Consider the following 16,751-nt stretch of genomic DNA (forward strand, 5'->3'; position numbering starts at 1 on the left):
ATCGGGCCGGGTGTTGCGATCGGTCCTGTGCTCACGGCGGCTTGGGTGTGCGCCGGTGCACGCGGTTATACGGCGAAGTACTCGCGAAAGATTAGTGGGCGGCGCCGCTATTGCCGGACCGCCGGCGGCGGCGGGGGCTGCCACAGTGTGATCATGAATGCGTGGTTCCCGATAGTCATGCGCCGTCACGACAGGGACGCGCATGCCCGAATCGGGACACATGAGGGCAACAGAACAGGCCCATTTCGGACGGGAAACACAGACGGGCCACCCACCGCCGGGCACTCTGCGTGACGAAGGTCACGAGAATGCCGCCTCGGTGAATGGCCCGCCGGATTCCCTCGCGGGAAAGCGCATTAGCTCCCGGGAAAGCTCAGATAAAGCTCAGATTCCGGAGATCAGAGTACGCAGGAAAGGCACGTCGACCTCTTCGAGGGAGCGCACGACGACCCGGCCGGCGGAGGCGGCGATCGGGGCGACCGAGGGGACGGCGACGACCCGGCAGCCGGCGGCCTCCGCGGCCGCCACACCGGTCGCCGTGTCCTCGATGACCGCGCACAGCGCGGGCTCGGCCCCGACCCCGCGGGCGGCCGTCAGATACGGCTCCGGGTGCGGCTTGGTCCGCACGACCTCGTCCCCGGCGACGGTCAGGGTGAAGCGGTCGCGGCCGAGCGAGGCGAGGACCCGGTCGATGATCCGCCGGTGCGAGGCGGAGACCAGGGCGGTCGGGATGGAGTGCCGGGCCAGTTCGGCGAGCAGCCGCTCGGCGCCCGGCATGAGCGGGACGCCCTGGTCGATGCGCTGCTCGAACTTCTCGTTGAGCAGCACGGTCAGCTCTTCGAGCGTGATGTCGGCGCCGGTGGACTCGATGAGGTAGCCCGCGCTGCGGGTCATCGGACCGCCGACGACGACGTCCCTCCACGCCTCGTCGAGCCGGTGTCCGAGGTCGGCGAAGACCTCGACCTCCGCGTCCCACCAGAACCCCTCCGTGTCGACGAGGGTCCCGTCCATGTCGAGGAAGACCGCCTGCAGGGCGGAGCTGCCGTTCGTACGGAACAGGGACGCGGGGACCGTACTGGTCATCCGGCACACCTCCATGGAGGGACGAGAAGGCCGGCCCCCCTCCCCGGTACGGGGAGGAAGACCGGCCTGCACTGGACCGACAAGTGTACGTCCGGATCATCGCGGACGCGTGGATTTAGCCGACGCGTCGACGGCGTCGGTCCCCGGGCGGCCGCCCGGGGGCGTCGGTCACGTCGGTCACCGGGCGGCCGCCCGGGCGGTCACCGTGCGTTGAAGTACTTCGCCTCGGGGTGGTGGATCACGATGGCGTCGGTGGACTGCTCCGGGTGGAGCTGGAACTCCTCCGAGAGGTGGACGCCGATCCGCTCCGGGCGCAGCAGGTCCGCGATCTTCGCGCGGTCCTCCAGGTCGGGGCAGGCGCCGTAGCCGAGGGAGAAGCGCGCGCCGCGGTACTTGAGGTCGAACATGGACTGGACGTCCGCCGGGTCCTCGCCCGCGAAGCCGAGCTCGGCGCGGACGCGGGCGTGCCAGTACTCGGCGAGGGCCTCGGCGAGCTGGACGGAGAGGCCGTGCAGCTCCAGGTAGTCGCGGTAGGAGTCCGACTCGAAGAGCTTGGCCGTGGCCTCGCCGATCTTCGAGCCGACGGTGACGACCTGGAGGCCGACGACGTCGGTCTCGCCGGACTCCTCCGGGCGGAAGAAGTCCGCGAGGCAGAGGCGGCGGCCCCGGCGCTGGCGGGGGAAGGAGAAGCGGGTCCGCTCGTGGCCGGCCTCGTCCAGGATGATCAGGTCGTCGCCCTTGGAGACGCACGGGAAGTAGCCGTGGACGACGGCCGCCTCCAGGAGGTTCTCCGTGTGGAGGCGCTCCAGCCAGCCGCGCAGCCGCGGTCGTCCCTCGGACTCGACGAGCTCCTCGTACGAGGGGCCGTCGCCGGCGCGGTTCTGCTTGAGGCCCCACTGGCCCTTGAAGAGGGCGCCCTCGTCGAGCCAGGAGGCGTAGTCCTTCAGCGGGATGCCCTTGACGACCCGGGTGCCCCAGAACGGCGGGGTCGGCACCGGGTTGTCGGTGGCCACGTCGGAGCGGCCGCCGGGCTCGGGCTCGTCGACCTGGAGGGCGGCGGTGTCGCGCTTGACGACGCGGCGCTGCTTGAGCTCGGGGAGCGCGGCTCCGGGGACGCCCCGCTTGACGGAGATGAGGGCGTCCATGAGGCGCAGGCCCTCGAAGGCGTCGCGGGCGTAGCGGACCTCGCCCTGGTAGATCTCGTATAGGTCCTGCTCGACGTACGCGCGGGTGAGGGCGGCACCGCCGAGGATCACGGGGTACTTGGCGGCCAGCTCGCGCTGGTTCAGCTCCTGCAGGTTCTCCTTCATGATCACGGTGGACTTCACGAGGAGGCCCGACATGCCGATGACGTCGGCGGAGTGCTCCTCGGCGGCTTCCAGGATCGCGGAGACGGGCTGCTTGATGCCGATGTTGACGACGTTGTAGCCGTTGTTGGAGAGGATGATGTCGACGAGGTTCTTGCCGATGTCGTGGACGTCGCCGCGGACGGTGGCCAGGACGATCGTGCCCTTGCCCTCGGCGTCGGACTTCTCCATGTGGGGCTCCAGGTGGGCCACCGCGGTCTTCATGACCTCGGCGGACTGGAGCACGAACGGCAGCTGCATCTGGCCGGAGCCGAACAGCTCGCCGACCACCTTCATGCCGTCGAGAAGGGTCTCGTTGACGATGTCGAGGGCCGCCCGGGACGTCAGGGCCTCGTCGAGGTCCGCCTCCAGGCCGTTCTTCTCGCCGTCGATGATGCGGCGCTTGAGGCGCTCGTCGAGGGGCAGGGCGAGGAGTTCCTCGGTCTTGCCGGCCTTCATCGACTTGGTGTTGACGCCCTCGAAGAGCGCCATCAGCTTCTGCAGCGGGTCGTAGCCCTCTGCGCGCCGGTCGTAGATCAGGTCGAGGGCGGTGGTGACCTGCTCGTCGTCGAAACGGGCGATCGGCAGGATCTTCGAGGCGTGCACGATCGCCGAGTCGAGGCCGGCCTTCACGCACTCGTCGAGGAAGACGGAGTTCAGGAGGATGCGCGCGGCGGGGTTGAGGCCGAAGGAGATGTTGGAGAGGCCCAGGGTCGTCTGGACGTCCGGGTGGCGCCGCTTCAGCTCGCGGATCGACTCGATCGTCGCGATGCCGTCCTTGCGGGACTCCTCCTGACCGGTGCAGATCGTGAACGTCAGCGTGTCGATGAGGATGTCCGACTCGAGGATGCCCCAGTTGCCGGTGAGGTCCTCGATGAGCCGCTCGGCGATGGCGACCTTGTGCTCGACGGTGCGGGCCTGGCCCTCCTCGTCGATGGTCAGGGCGATCAGCGCGGCCCCGTGCTCCTGGGCGAGGCGCGTCACCTTGGCGAAGCGGGAGTCGGGGCCGTCGCCGTCCTCGTAGTTGACGGAGTTGATGACGGCGCGGCCGCCGAGCTTCTCCAGGCCGGCGCGCAGGACGTCGACCTCGGTGGAGTCGAGGACGATCGGGAGGGTGGAGGCGGTCGCGAAGCGGCCGGCCAGCTCGCGCATGTCGGCGACGCCGTCGCGGCCGACGTAGTCGACGCACAGGTCGAGCATGTGCGCGCCTTCGCGGATCTGGTCGCGGGCCATCTCGACGCAGTCGTCCCAGCGGCCTTCGAGCATGGCCTCGCGGAACTTCTTGGAGCCGTTGGCGTTGGTGCGCTCGCCGATCGCCATGTACGAGGTGTCCTGGCGGAACGGCACGGTCTGGTAGAGCGAGGCGGCGCCGGGCTCGGGCTGCGGGGAGCGCTCCGGGGGCGTGAGGCCCTGGACCCGCTCGACGACCTGGCGCAGGTGCTCGGGCGTCGAGCCGCAGCAGCCGCCGACCAGCGAGAGGCCGTAGTCGCGGACGAAGTTCTCCTGCGCGTCGGCCATCTCCGGCGCCGTCAGCGGGAAGTAGGCGCCGTCCTTGGTCAGGATCGGCAGGCCGGCGTTCGGCATGCACATCAGCGGCGTGCGCGAGTGGCGGGCGAGGTAGCGGAGGTGCTCGTTCATCTCGGCCGGGCCCGTCGAGCAGTTCAGGCCGATCAGGTCGATGCCGAGCGGCTCCAGCGCGGTCAGCGCGGCGCCGATCTCCGAGCCGAGCAGCATGACGCCGGTGGTCTCGAAGGCGAGCGAACAGATCAGGGGCACGTCCAGGCCCAGGGCGTCCATCGCGCGCCGCGCCCCGATCAGGCTCGCCTTGGTCTGCAGGAGGTCCTGCGTCGTCTCCACGATGAGGGCGTCCGAGCCGCCGGCCAGCAGGCCCTCGGCGTTCTGCTGGTAGCCGTCCCGCAGTACGTCGTACGTGGTGTGGCCGAGCGACGGCAGCTTGGTGCCGGGGCCGATGGAGCCGAGGACCCAGCGCTGGCGGCCGTCCCGGGCGCCGAACGCGTCGGCGACCTCGCGGGCGATCCGGGCTCCGGCCTCGGAGAGCTCGAAGATGCGGTCGGCGATGTCGTACTCGCCGGCGGCCGAGTGGTTGGAGCCGAAGGTGTTGGTCTCGACGCAGTCGACGCCGGCCTCGAAGTACTCCTCGTGGACCGAGCGGACGATGTCGGGGCGGGTGACGTTCAGGATCTCGTTGCAGCCTTCGAGGTTCTGGAAGTCCTCGAGGGTGGGGTCCTGGGCCTGGAGCATGGTGCCCATGGCTCCGTCGGCGACGACGACCCGGCTCGCGAGCGCTTCGCGAAGGGCTGTGGCGCGGGTCCGGCTGTCAGCGGAAGGGGTCGGCGACGAGGCCATGGATGAGCTCCCTGGGATGCGACGGCTGTCGGCTTTGCACCCTCGGTGGAGGGTGCACGTGGCCAGCGTAACCGCGCACGGCCCGGGGTGGACACGGCGTCCCACGGGGCGGACGGCATCCTGTGTGCGGGGACTCCCGGTCCGACCCGGTCTTGACCGACACTGTGAGGTGTAACGCAAGGTCGGCATCGACCGATAGTGTTCAGCATTGTCGAACAGCGTGAGAGGGATAAGGGGCCGGGCGATGGCGAAGAACATCCAGTCGCTTGAACGGGCGGCGGCCATGCTGCGACTGCTCGCGGGCGGCGAGCGCCGGCTCGGACTGTCCGACATCGCGTCCTCACTGGGACTGGCCAAGGGCACGGCGCACGGCATCCTGCGCACCCTCCAGGCCGAGGGCTTCGTGGAGCAGGAGCCGGCCTCCGGCCGCTACCAGCTGGGCGCCGAACTGCTGCGGCTCGGCAACAGCTATCTGGACGTGCACGAACTGCGGGCGCGCGCCCTCGTCTGGACGGACGACCTGGCGCGGTCCAGCGGCGAGAGCGTGCACCTGGGGGTGCTGCACCAGCGCGGCGTCCTGATCGTGCACCACGTCTTCCGCCCGGACGACAGCCGCCAGGTCCTCGAGGTGGGGGCCATGCAGCCGCTGCACTCCACGGCGCTCGGCAAGGTCCTCTCGGCGTACGACCCGGTGGCGCACAGCGAGGTGCTGGAGGTCGAACGGGAGGCGTTCACCCCGCGGACGACCACGGAGCCCGGGGAGTTCGAGGAGCTGCTCGACCTGGTGCGGGCCCGCGGCTGGGCGGCGGACGCGGAGGAGACCTGGGAGGGCGTGGCGTCGGTGGCGGCGCCGATCCACGACCGCCGGCGCATGCCGGTGGGCGCGGTGGCGGTGACGGGCGCGGTGGAACGGATCCGCCCGGGCGGGGAGCTGCGTCCCGAGCTGGTGGCGGCGGTGCGGGACTGCGCCCGGGCGGTGTCGCGGGACCTGGGGGCCGGCCGCTTCTGACCCGCGGAGGCAGTCCGTCCGCCAGCGCCGCCCGAACACGACTGAACCCGCCGGTAACGATCGCGTTATCGGCGGGTTTTTCGTGTCCCGGACCCTTGACGTGCTGTTGACCGGGGGCAAAACTTCCGTTCATCGGTCGGCATTGTCGAACACCTAACGGCAATACACGTTAGAGTGTGGCAGTGCCAAGGGCCGGTAACGCCCTCAACACGAGGGCGCGGACCACCGGAGGGACCCGGGGTTCGCCTTCCCCTGGACGAAGGACAAAGGAGTCGCGGGTGTCCAGCTCCGACATCTTCCTCGGCGAGACCATCGGTACCGCCGTACTCATTCTGCTCGGCGGCGGCGTGTGCGCCGCCGTGACGCTCAAGGGCTCCAAGGCCCGCAACGCGGGCTGGCTCGCGATCACCTTCGGGTGGGGCTTCGCCGTCATGACGGCCGTCTACATGACGGCTTCCCTCTCCGGCGCCCACCTGAACCCCGCCGTCACGGTCGGAATCGCGATCAAGGACGGCGAGTGGGGCAACGTCCCCGTCTACATCGCGGGCCAGATGCTCGGCGCCATGATCGGTGCGGCGCTCGTCTGGGTGGCCTACTACGGCCAGTTCCAGGCGCACCTCGCCGACCCCGAGGCCTCCGGCAAGAAGCCGATCGAGGGCCCCGGCCCGGTGCTCGGCATCTTCTCCACCGGCCCCGAGATCCGGAACACCTGGCAGAACCTGGCCACCGAGATCATCGGCACCATCGTGCTCGTCCTGGCCGTGCTCACCCAGGGCCTCAACGACAGCGGCAAGGGCCTCGGCGTCATAGGCGCCCTGATCACCGCGTTCGTCGTGGTCTCCATCGGCCTCTCGCTCGGCGGCCCGACCGGCTACGCGATCAACCCGGCCCGTGACCTCGGCCCGCGCATCGTGCACGCCCTGCTCCCGCTGCCGCACAAGGGCACCTCCGACTGGAGCTACTCCTGGATCCCGGTCGTCGGTCCGCTGATCGGTGGCGCCATCGCCGCGGGTATCTACAACATCGCGTTCGCCTGAGCCGTCCTTCTTCCAGACCTCCCTTGGAGCACACCGTGACCGACGCACACACCTCCGGCCCCTTCATCGCGGCCATCGACCAGGGCACCACCTCCTCGCGCTGCATCGTCTTCGACAAGGACGGCCGGATCGTCTCGGTCGACCAGAAGGAGCACGAGCAGATCTTCCCGAAGCCGGGCTGGGTGGAGCACGACGCCGCCGAGATCTGGACCAACGTCCAGGAGGTCGTCGCCGGCGCCCTGACGAAGGGCGGCATCGCCTCCTCCGACGTCAAGGCCATCGGCATCACCAACCAGCGCGAGACCACGCTGCTCTGGGACAAGAACACCGGCGAGCCCGTCCACAACGCCCTCGTCTGGCAGGACACCCGCACCGACAGCCTCTGCAAGGAACTCGGCCGCAACGTCGGTCAGGACCGCTTCCGCCGCGAGACCGGCCTGCCGCTCGCGTCGTACTTCTCCGGCCCGAAGGTCCGCTGGCTGCTCGACAACGTCGAGGGGCTCCGCGAGCGCGCCGAGCGCGGCGAGATCCTCTTCGGCACCATGGACTCCTGGGTCATCTGGAACCTGACCGGCGGCGTCGACGGCGGTGTCCACGTCACGGACGTCACCAACGCCTCGCGCACCATGCTGATGAACCTGCACACCATGGAGTGGGACGACAAGATCCTCCAGTCCATGGAGATCCCGGCGGCCGTGCTGCCCGAGATCCGCTCGTCCGCCGAGGTCTACGGCCAGGTCAAGGGCGGCGCCCTGGACGGCATCCCGGTCGCCTCCGCGCTGGGCGACCAGCAGGCGGCCCTCTTCGGCCAGACCTGTTTCGCCGAGGGCGAGGCGAAGTCCACGTACGGCACCGGCACGTTCATGCTGATGAACACCGGCGACAAGATCATCAACTCCTACAGCGGCCTGCTGACCACGGTCGGCTACCAGATCGGCGACGCCAAGCCGGTCTACGCCCTGGAGGGCTCGATCGCCGTCACCGGTTCGCTGGTGCAGTGGATGCGCGACCAGATGGGCCTGATCAAGTCCGCCGCCGAGATCGAGACCCTGGCGTCCTCGGTCGAGGACAACGGCGGCGCCTACTTCGTGCCGGCCTTCTCCGGCCTGTTCGCCCCGTACTGGCGCTCCGACGCCCGCGGTGTGATCGCCGGCCTCACCCGGTACGTCACCAAGGCGCACATCGCCCGCGCCGTCCTGGAGGCCACCGCCTGGCAGACCCGCGAGATCACCGACGCCATGACGAAGGACTCCGGCGTCGAGCTGACCGCGCTCAAGGTCGACGGCGGCATGACCTCCAACAACCTGCTGATGCAGACCCTCTCGGACTTCCTGGACGCGCCCGTCGTGCGTCCGATGGTCGCCGAGACCACCTGCCTCGGTGCCGCCTACGCCGCCGGCCTGGCCGTCGGCTTCTGGCCCGACACCGACGCGCTGCGCGCCAACTGGCGCCGTGCCGCGGAATGGACCCCTCGCATGGACGCCGACAGGCGTGACAGCGAGTACAAGAGCTGGCTCAAGGCCGTCGAGCGGACCATGGGCTGGATCGAGGACGAGGAGTAGATCGACATGACCACCCTGCAGAGCGTCCCTGCCCTCGGGACGCACCCGGCGTCCGGCTCCCTGCCGAGCCGCGCCGAGACCCGGGACCAGCTTTCCAAGGCGACGTACGACCTCCTGGTGATCGGCGGCGGCATCCTGGGCATCTCCACCGCCTGGCACGCCGCGCAGTCGGGCCTGCGGGTGGCCCTGGTGGACGCCGGCGACTTCGCCGGCGCCACCTCCTCCGCCTCCTCGAAGCTCCTCCACGGCGGTCTGCGCTACCTGCAGACCGGCGCGGTGAAGCTGGTCGCGGAGAACCACTTCGAGCGGCGTGCGGTCTCCCGTCAGGTGGCACCGCACCTCGCCAACCCGCTCACCTTCTACCTGCCCGTCTACAAGGGCGGCCCGCACGGCGCTGCCAAGCTCGGCGCCGGCGTCTTCGCCTACAGCGCCCTCTCGGCCTTCGGCGACGGCGTCGGGCACCTGCTCTCGCCCGCCAAGGCCGCGCAGGACGTGCCGGAGCTGCGGACGGACAACCTGAAGGCCGTGGCCGTCTACGGCGACGACCAGATGAACGACGCCCGGATGGCCCTGATGACCGTCCGTGCGGCGGTCGCCGCCGGCGCCACCGTCCTCAACCACGCCGAGGTCACCGGACTGCGCTTCACCCGGGGCCGGGTCACCGGCGCCGAGCTCAAGGACCGCACCAGCGGCGACGAGTTCGGCGTCACCGCCCGCCTCGTGCTCAACGCGACCGGCCCGTGGGTCGACCACCTGCGCAAGATGGAGGACCCGAACGCGGCCCCCTCCATCCGCCTCTCCAAGGGCGCGCACCTGGTCCTCAAGCGGACCTCGCCCTGGAAGGCCGCGCTGGCCACCCCGATCGACAAGTACCGCATCACCTTCGCCCTCCCCTGGGAGGACATGCTGCTCCTCGGCACCACCGACGAGGAGTACGAGGGCGACCCGGGCCGGGTCGAGGTCACCGAGAAGGACACCGCCCAGATCCTGGACGAGGCCGCCTTCTCCATCCGCGACCAGCAGCTGTCGCGCGACCTCATCACCTACTCCTTCGCCGGTCTGCGGGTGCTCCCCGGTGGCCCCGGCGACACCTCCAAGGCCAAGCGCGAGACGGTCGTCACCGAGGGCCGCGGCGGCATGCTGTCGGTCGCCGGCGGCAAGTGGACGACCTTCCGCCACATCGGCCGTACGGTCATGAAGAAGCTGGAGCAGCTCCCCGGCCACCCGCTGGGCGAGGACTACGAGCCGGTGTCGACGCTGCCGAAGCGGCTGCCGCTGCCCGGCATAGCCAACCCGAACGCGGTCGCGCACCGGCTGCTCGTCGACGGCCCGGCGCCCGGCCCCCGGATGGCCGCCGACACCGCCAAGCACCTGGCGACGCACTACGGCTCGCTGTCGTTCGAGATCGCCCGCATGGCGAACGAGAACCCGGACCTGGCCCGCCGGATCCACCCGGACGCGCCGGAGATCTGGGCGCAGGTCGCCTACGCCCGCGACCACGAGTGGGCCGAGACGGCGGACGACGTGCTGCGACGCCGTACGACGCTGACGATCCGGGGCCTGGCGACGGACGAGGTCCGCGCCGGCGTCGAGTCGATGCTGCGGAAGTAACACCCGTACAGCCGGGGGCGGTTCCTCTTCGAGGGGCCGCCCCCGCGGCGTGCCACGCGCCGTCCACACCGCCGCAACACTCGGCGCGCAGAGTGGGGGCATGAAGTTTCAGGTGCTCTCGATCGTCCCTCACTCCCCCCACCCACTGACCGGCGAACTGCCCACCGCCGCCGACCGGTTGGAGCAGGTCGTCGCGCTCGGCGAGACCGCCGAGCGCCTCGGCTTCGACGCGTACGCGGTCGGGGAGCGACACGCGGGCCCGTTCCTCTCCTCGGCCCCGACCGTCCTGCTCGCCGCGCTCGCCGCGCGCACCACCCGGATCAGGCTGCTCACCGGCGTCACGGTCGTCGCGATCCTCGACCCCGTCCGGGTCGCCGAGGACTACGCCACCCTCGACCAGCTCTCCCGCGGCCGGCTCGAACTCGTCGTCGGCAAGGGCGCGGAGGCCGGGCACTTCGACCTCTTCGGTCTGGACGAGGGGCGGCAGTGGGACCTCCAGAAGGAGAAGTACGAGCTGCTCCGCCGGCTCTGGACGGAGGAGGGCGTCGACTGGGAGGGCGAGTTCCGTCCCCCGCTGAAGGACGTCACCACGATCCCCCGCCCGTACGCGGGCGCGCCCCGGATCTGGCACGGCTCGGCCACCAGTCTGAACTCCCCCGAGCTCGCGGCGAAGCACGGCGATCCGCTGTTCACCGCCAACGCGATCCAGCCGCGCGAGGCGTACGCGAAGCTCATCGCCCACTACCGCGAGAAGTTCGAGGAGTACGGCCACGACCCGGCGCACGCGCGCGTGGCGGCCGGTTCCGGCGGCCTGCTCATCGCGGACACGGCCGAGCGGGCCGTCTCCCGCTACAAGGACCTGTACGAGGCGAAGGTCAGGCAGAGCTTCAGGCCGCACCTGGAGGGGAAGGCCGGGTACAACACGCCGTTCCGCACCGTCGAGGACGCCATCGCGGGCGGTCCTCAGCTGATCGGCTCGCCGCAGCAGATCATCGACAAGATCCTCGGCTGGCACGCGCACTACGGCCACGACCTGCAGTCGGTGACGGTCGACGCCTTCGGCCAGTCGACGGCGGAGCAGGCCGAGACCCTCCAGCGCTTCGCGGAGGAGATCGCGCCGGTGGTGCGGAGGGAGGCTCCGAGCTCGCTCTGGGAGGAGTGAGGGGAGGTGCGGGGCCGCCGTGTGCGGAGGGGAGTTCCTGGGTAGTCGATCAAGGCCGCACGGGTTTTCGGGGATGTCCGGGGGCTGCGGACGGGTCGCCGGAAAGCCGTAAGGTTGGTCCGTACGACAGGAACTTCGAAAAGGAGGCGCTGGGTGATCGAGCTCGAGGGGGTACCCGAGCTGATCGACCCGGTCATGGTGGCCGCGTTCGAAGGCTGGAACGACGCCGGCGACGCTGCCTCCACCGCGGTCGCCCATCTGGACCGGGAATGGAAGGGCGAGGTGTTCGCGGCGCTCGACGCCGAGGACTACTACGACTTCCAGGTCAACCGCCCCACGGTCTTCCTGGACAACGGTGTCCGGAAGATCACCTGGCCGACGACCCGGCTCTCCGTGGTCCGGGTCGGCGGCGACAAGCCCCGCGACCTGGTGCTGGTCCGCGGGATCGAGCCGTCGATGCGCTGGCGCTCCTTCTGCAACGAGCTGCTCGCCTTCGCCCACGAGCTGGGCGTGGAGATGGTGGTGATCCTGGGCGCGCTGCTCGGCGACACCCCGCACACCCGGCCGGTCCCGGTCAGCGGGGTCACCTCCGACCCCGACCTGGCGCGGACGATGGACCTGGAGGAGACCCGGTACGAGGGCCCGACGGGCATCGTCGGCATCCTCCAGGAGGCGTGCACCCACGCGGGCGTGCCGGCGGTGAGCCTGTGGGCGGCGGTGCCGCACTACGTGTCGCAACCGCCGAACCCGAAGGCGACCCTCGCGCTCCTCAACCGCCTGGAGGACCTGATCGGGCTGCGCATCCCGCTGGGCGAGCTGCCCGAGGACGCGCGGGCCTGGCAGGTGGGCGTGGACCAGCTGGCCGCCGAGGACAGCGAGGTCGCCGAGTACGTGCAGACCCTGGAGGAGGCGCGGGACACGGCGGAGCTGCCGGAGGCCTCGGGCGAGGCCATCGCCCGCGAGTTCGAGCGGTATCTGCGGCGGCGCGAGCCGGGCACCGGTCCGGGCCCGGGCGTGGCGACGGACGGCGGCGACTCGCCGTTCCTGCGGGATTCCGGCAGCGGCCGGACGCGGCCGCCGAAGCCGGAGCAGCCGGGACCGGAGGCCGTGCCGGGCACGGAGCAGCCGGATCCCGCGCAGCGGCCGGACGCCGAGCAGGGCGCGGAGCCGGGTGCGGAGGCGGCCGGCGGGCCGGCGGAGGAGTCCGGCGGCGGTCGGGGTGCCGAGTCCGCGAAGGACCCGGGAACCGAGCCCGAGCCGCCGGTCGAGGGCGCGGGCGGCGACGCCGAGGAGTGACCGGTACGGGAGGGGTGGCGCGGCCGCCCCTCCCGTACGGCTTTCCGGGCCCGTTCGGGCCCTGACCGCGGATCAGACGCGCGGCACGGACACCGCGTCGTAGGCGACGGTGGTGGGGTCCGGGTCCAGGCCGAACCGGGCGTTGGGCAGGTAGATCCGGTCGCCCCAGGCCGCGGCGGTGGTCGGGACGCGGAACCGCTCCGGGTCGGTGATCCGGGCGATGGCGGTGCCGCGCGAGCCGGTCGGGTCGAGCCGGACCACGTCGATCTGGTTGATCGCCTGCTGGACGACGTACAGGTCGCGGCCGAGGAGCAGCAGACCGTCCCCGTGCGGGATCCGCAGGTCGCCGAGGTCGACCGCGCGGGCGGTGCCGGTGCGCGGGTCGACGCGCAGGAGCGTGCCGCCGTCCCGGAAGACGTTGACCACGAGCAGTGCCCGGCCGTCGGGGGTGCGTTCGATGCCGTTGGCGGTGAAGTCGGCGCCCTGTGTCCAGTCGCCGCCGAGCGGGACGGTGGTCACCGTGTGGCCGGGTTCGCCGGTGCGGTCGAGGTCGAGGCGGTAGAGCTGGGGCTGGAAGGAGTCGGTGAACCAGGCGGCGCCGGGGGTGAGGACGACGTCGTTGACCATGGTGGTGTCGGCGCCGAGCCCGGTGACGTGGCGCAGGAGCGCGCCGGAGCGGGCGTCTACGACGCGGATGTCCCGGCTCCAGCCTCCGGAGAGGAAGAGCCGCCGCTCGGCCCGGTCGATCTTGAGCCCGACGGTGGAGTACCCGTCGCCGAGGCCCTGGTGGACGATCCGGCCCTCGCCGGTGGCCAGCGAGGCCCGGTAGACGGCGCCGTTCCCGAGCGAGCCGAAGTAGGCGTACGGGCTGTGGCCGATGGCGATGCCCTCCGGCTGGAAGCCCAGCGGGAGGGGGATCCCGGTGGGCCACCGGCCGCCGGGTGCGGTCGCCTGTGCCGTGCCCGCGGCGAGCGGGCCGGTGAGAGCCGCCGCGCCGAGGGCGGCGGCGGCTCCCAGGAATCCTCTGCGTGCGAGGCGATGCTGCACTGAGTGCCCTTTCGTACAAACGGTCTACTGGCACGCACAGCCCATCACAACACGCTCATCCCTCACGGGACTTGGCCGGATCTCGCGGGTGCGAGGCGAAGATCAGCCGCAGCGGAGACGGGCCGCCGCCCAGTCCCCGTGGTCGCCGCTCTTGGACCCGTTGGTGTCCGTGATCCGCAACCGGAGGTGGCGCGCCCCGGTCACGTCGACGTTCACGGGCACGGTCGCGGAGGCGCCGGTCAGCCGCGGCGAGGTCCACAGGACCCGGCCGTCGGCCTCCACGGAGAAGGCCACCTCCCCGTAGCCGTCGATCTCGTCGTCGATGCCGACGTCGGCCGTGAGCGCGGTGCAGCGGCCGCCCAGGTAGACCTCGATGTCGGAGTCGGCGTGGGCGCCGATCCCCTTCTCGTAGGTCGTGCCCGCGAGGGTGAGGGTCCGCCCGTCGGCGGCGCCGGACTCGCCGTTGGAGCGGTCGCGTTCGGGCGGCCCCCAGCCGTTCGTGGAGCGCAGCCACACCAGGTCGCTCGCCCAGGCGTCGCCGGTGGGCGGCGCGGGCATCACGCCGACCGCGAGCCGCTGGGTGGCGGTGCGGTCGGTGCCGGCGGCGCGGTGGCGGGCGGTCGCCGTGAGGGTGGTCTCGCCGGGCTTCGCGTCCGCCGCGGGCGTGACGGCGACCTCGACCCGGCGGGTGGTGCCGGCCGGGACGCGGGTGAGCGGCGCGGCCGGGGTGACCTGCCAGCCGGTCGGGGCGTCCAGGGAGACCCGGACGTCGGTGGCGTCCCGGGAGCCGGCCGTGACGTCGACGGCGACGGTGCCGGGGGTGCCCGCGCCGAGTTCCTGCCCGGTGGGTGCGGCCAGGGCGGCGGAGGCGCCCGGTACGGCGCCGCCGACCGCGCTGGTGGCGGTCAGTCGCAGTTCGAAGCCGCGGCCGGTGGACAGGGCCTTGGTCTTGACCCGGACCACTCCCCCGCGCTCGTCGGTGTCGTACCACCAGCCCTCGGCGGCGGCGTCGAGGGCGGCGCGGGAGGTGAGGCCGGGCAGCCTGCGTCCGTCGAGCCGGACGCCGTCGGGGGCGTCGCCGGTGTGGACGGTGAAGGCGTACGGCCGGGCGGCCGGCTTGCCGGTGTACGTGCCGGTGCTGGGGCCGACGCGGACGGAGACGTCCCCGGGGCCGGCGTTCGGGGCGCTGACCTCGGCGCGCTGGGTGGCGTACCGGCCGGTGCGGTGCTCGCGGGTGACGCCGTCGTCCTCGTACAGCTCGAAGGAGGAGCTGCCCTTGGGGTAGACGTCCCAGGCGAGCGGGTCGCCGGGGGCGCGGTCGGTGTACGAGCGGATGCCGCCGGGCCACATCGGGACGGTCGCCCCGGCCCGTACGAAGAGGGGCAGGGTGTCGAGGGGCGCGTTGTAGTCGTCGATCGTCACCGGGCCCTCGTAGGTGCGCCCGTTCCAGTAGTCGATCCAGGTGCCCCGGGGGAGGTAGATGCCGTCGCGTTCGACGGCGTCCTGGTAGACGGGGGCGACGAGGAAGTCCTCACCGCTGAGGAACTCGTACTTCGCGGCGTCGCTCGCGGCCTTGGGGTCGTCCGGGTATTCGAGGGCCAGCGGCCTGGCGAGGCCGACTCCGGTCTTCGTGGCCCGGTAGGCGTGGCTGTAGACGTACGGGAGCAGGGCCTCGTGGAGCTTGAGGGAGGCGCGGTTGACCGTGGTGTACGGCTCGCCGTAGCGGAAGGGCTGCTTGTCGTTGGCGGCCCAGCCGTCCATGGTCATGGTGACGGGCAGGAAGGTCTTCCACTGGAGGTCGCGGGTGTACGTCTTGGCGCTGCCGCCGAAGATGCCGTCGACGTCACCGGTGGTGTACGCGAGGCCGGACATGGACGCGCCCGCGTAGGTGGGTATCTGCCAGCGGATGTACTCCCAGCTGCCGGACTGGTCTCCGGACCACTGGACGCCGCAACGCTGGGCGCCGGCCCAGCTCTCGGGGGCCCAGGTGAAGCCGCGGGCGTCGCTGTTGGCCTCGATGCCGGCGTGGGCGTCCTTGCAGCCGTCGAGGGCGAACTTGTAGCCCTCGCCGACCCAGGCGACGTCGAGCTTGGCGACCCGCTGGCCGGCCTTGACCTGCTCTCCGAGCCGGGCGATGCCGTCCTCGGTCCACAGGCCCAGCTTCATGCCGCGCTCGCCGAGTCCGGTGGAGGCCTCGGCGAGGTTCTCGTAGCCGCAGCCGTAGCCGTCGTTGACGAGCATCCAGCCGTTGGGCATGTCGTTCGCGACGTAGCCGTCGGCGACCTTCAGGGCGTCGAGGGTGTGGCGCTCGCCGCGGTTGGCGTTGTGGAGGTAGCAGTCGGCGTCGCCGATCTCCAGGCCGTACACGGGCGGCATGAAGGGCTTGCCGGTGAGCCGGGTGTACTGGCCGATGACGTCCTTGGCGGCGTCGGCGCCGGTGCCGGTGAAGTAGTAGGCGTCGAAGCGCTGTTCCTTCGCGGTGGTGGTGACGGGCTCGGTGAAGGCGTACGTGTTGGGGGCGTAGGTGTTGCGGTAGACACCGTAGCCGGCGGAGGAGAGGTAGAACGGGACGGAGTTGGGGTGGCCGCCGTCGTTCCAGTTGTAGTCGACGCCGACCTCGACGGTCTTGTCGCGGTGGGACGTGTTGCCGCGGCCGTTCTGCATGCCGGCGCCGTAGAACTGCTCGGTGGCGCCGCGGGCGAGGGTCTGGACGGTGCGGTCCTGGTTCCAGGTGAGGCCCCGGGTCTCGGTCCAGAGGGTGGTGCCGTCGGCGCGTACGGCCGCGAAGCGGAGCGGCGACTTGTAGGCGCGCAGGGTCACGTCGGCGGTGCCGAGTTCGTACCGGTCGCCGAGGTCGCGCCAGGTGGTGGTCGGCGCCGGGCCCTGGGGCAGGGTGATGTCGGTGCCGGTGGGGTCGGTGAACCTGCCGTCGGGGGCGAGTTCGATGCGGAAGGTGTCGGCGGTGACGAAGGAGACGCGGGCCTCGGCGTGACCGGCGGTCAGCCGGTAGACGGGCCCGTCGGCGGCGAAGCCGGTGACGTCGCCGACGGTGGTGTCGGACGGATCGGCCGTGGCGGTGGCACCGGGTCCCGCGAGGGTGGCGACGAACCCGATGAGTGCACCGACGACTGCAGCTCTCATGCGCATTGATGATTGCATGGAGCCTATTTAGCGCAGATTCGAGCATCGCGACAGGACAAAAAGGAACCGCCCCCGGACTTCCTGAAGAAG

The 16,751-nt window shown here is 71.3% G+C and carries 10 protein-coding genes; 6 read left to right on the forward strand and 4 right to left on the reverse strand.

The genetic code is table 11. The features are described from left to right. Nucleotides 1-384: 384 nt before the first annotated feature. Nucleotides 385-1,083, reverse strand: a complete 699-nt coding sequence (locus tag MRBLMG1_RS03580; protein ID WP_367820609.1) for an HAD family hydrolase — start codon at nt 1,081-1,083, stop codon at nt 385-387. A 200-nt stretch (nt 1,084-1,283) separates the two neighbouring features. Next, complete coding sequence (gene metH / locus MRBLMG1_RS03585) at nt 1,284-4,796, reverse strand: methionine synthase (RefSeq protein WP_367820611.1); 3,513 nt, start codon at nt 4,794-4,796, stop codon at nt 1,284-1,286. 244 nt (nt 4,797-5,040) lie between these two features. Here metH and MRBLMG1_RS03590 point away from each other — a divergent pair, with 244 nt between their 5' ends. From MRBLMG1_RS03590 to MRBLMG1_RS03615, 6 genes are all read left to right on the forward strand, one after another. Next, a complete protein-coding gene (locus MRBLMG1_RS03590) occupies nt 5,041-5,805 on the forward strand; it encodes an IclR family transcriptional regulator (RefSeq protein WP_367820613.1) in 765 nt (254 codons plus the stop codon). A gap of 278 nt (nt 5,806-6,083) precedes the next feature. After that, entirely contained in the window at nt 6,084-6,842 is a 759-nt protein-coding gene (locus MRBLMG1_RS03595) for an MIP/aquaporin family protein (protein ID WP_367820615.1), read from the forward strand. A 35-nt stretch (nt 6,843-6,877) separates the two neighbouring features. Further along, complete coding sequence (glpK, locus tag MRBLMG1_RS03600; protein ID WP_367820617.1) at nt 6,878-8,404, forward strand: glycerol kinase GlpK; 1,527 nt, start codon at nt 6,878-6,880, stop codon at nt 8,402-8,404. Nucleotides 8,405-8,410: 6 nt separating this feature from the next. Beyond that, nucleotides 8,411-10,015, forward strand: a complete 1,605-nt coding sequence (locus MRBLMG1_RS03605) for a glycerol-3-phosphate dehydrogenase/oxidase (protein WP_367820619.1) — start codon at nt 8,411-8,413, stop codon at nt 10,013-10,015. Between the two features lie 100 nt (nt 10,016-10,115). After that, complete coding sequence (locus tag MRBLMG1_RS03610; protein WP_367820621.1) at nt 10,116-11,177, forward strand: LLM class flavin-dependent oxidoreductase; 1,062 nt, start codon at nt 10,116-10,118, stop codon at nt 11,175-11,177. Between the two features lie 153 nt (nt 11,178-11,330). Further along, nucleotides 11,331-12,473, forward strand: a complete 1,143-nt coding sequence (locus MRBLMG1_RS03615; RefSeq protein ID WP_367820623.1) for a PAC2 family protein — start codon at nt 11,331-11,333, stop codon at nt 12,471-12,473. A gap of 72 nt (nt 12,474-12,545) precedes the next feature. Here MRBLMG1_RS03615 and MRBLMG1_RS03620 read toward each other — a convergent pair whose 3' ends face one another. Next, nucleotides 12,546-13,520, reverse strand: coding sequence for a superoxide dismutase (locus MRBLMG1_RS03620; protein ID WP_367820625.1), 975 nt, complete (start codon nt 13,518-13,520; stop codon nt 12,546-12,548). A 102-nt stretch (nt 13,521-13,622) separates the two neighbouring features. Then, nucleotides 13,623-16,679 (reverse strand): NPCBM/NEW2 domain-containing protein, encoded by a 3,057-nt coding sequence (locus tag MRBLMG1_RS03625; protein ID WP_367820627.1) that lies wholly within the window; start codon nt 16,677-16,679, stop codon nt 13,623-13,625. Between the last annotated feature and the right edge of the window lie 72 nt (nt 16,680-16,751).

It is taken from the genome of Streptomyces sp. LMG1-1-1.1 (assembly GCF_040815545.1).
Taxonomy (GTDB): Bacteria; Actinomycetota; Actinomycetes; order Streptomycetales; family Streptomycetaceae; genus Streptomyces.

Coding starts and splice junctions, on each gene's coding strand:
- MRBLMG1_RS03590 (WP_367820613.1), top strand. CDS start 5,041: ATGGCGAAGAACATCCAGTCGCTTGAACGGGCGGCGGCCATGCTGCGA.
- MRBLMG1_RS03605 (WP_367820619.1), top strand. CDS start 8,411: ATGACCACCCTGCAGAGCGTCCCTGCCCTCGGGACGCACCCGGCGTCC.
- MRBLMG1_RS03580 (WP_367820609.1), bottom strand. CDS start 1,083: ATGACCAGTACGGTCCCCGCGTCCCTGTTCCGTACGAACGGCAGCTCC.
- MRBLMG1_RS03625 (WP_367820627.1), bottom strand. CDS start 16,679: ATGCAATCATCAATGCGCATGAGAGCTGCAGTCGTCGGTGCACTCATC.
- MRBLMG1_RS03610 (WP_367820621.1), top strand. CDS start 10,116: ATGAAGTTTCAGGTGCTCTCGATCGTCCCTCACTCCCCCCACCCACTG.
- metH (WP_367820611.1), bottom strand. CDS start 4,796: ATGGCCTCGTCGCCGACCCCTTCCGCTGACAGCCGGACCCGCGCCACA.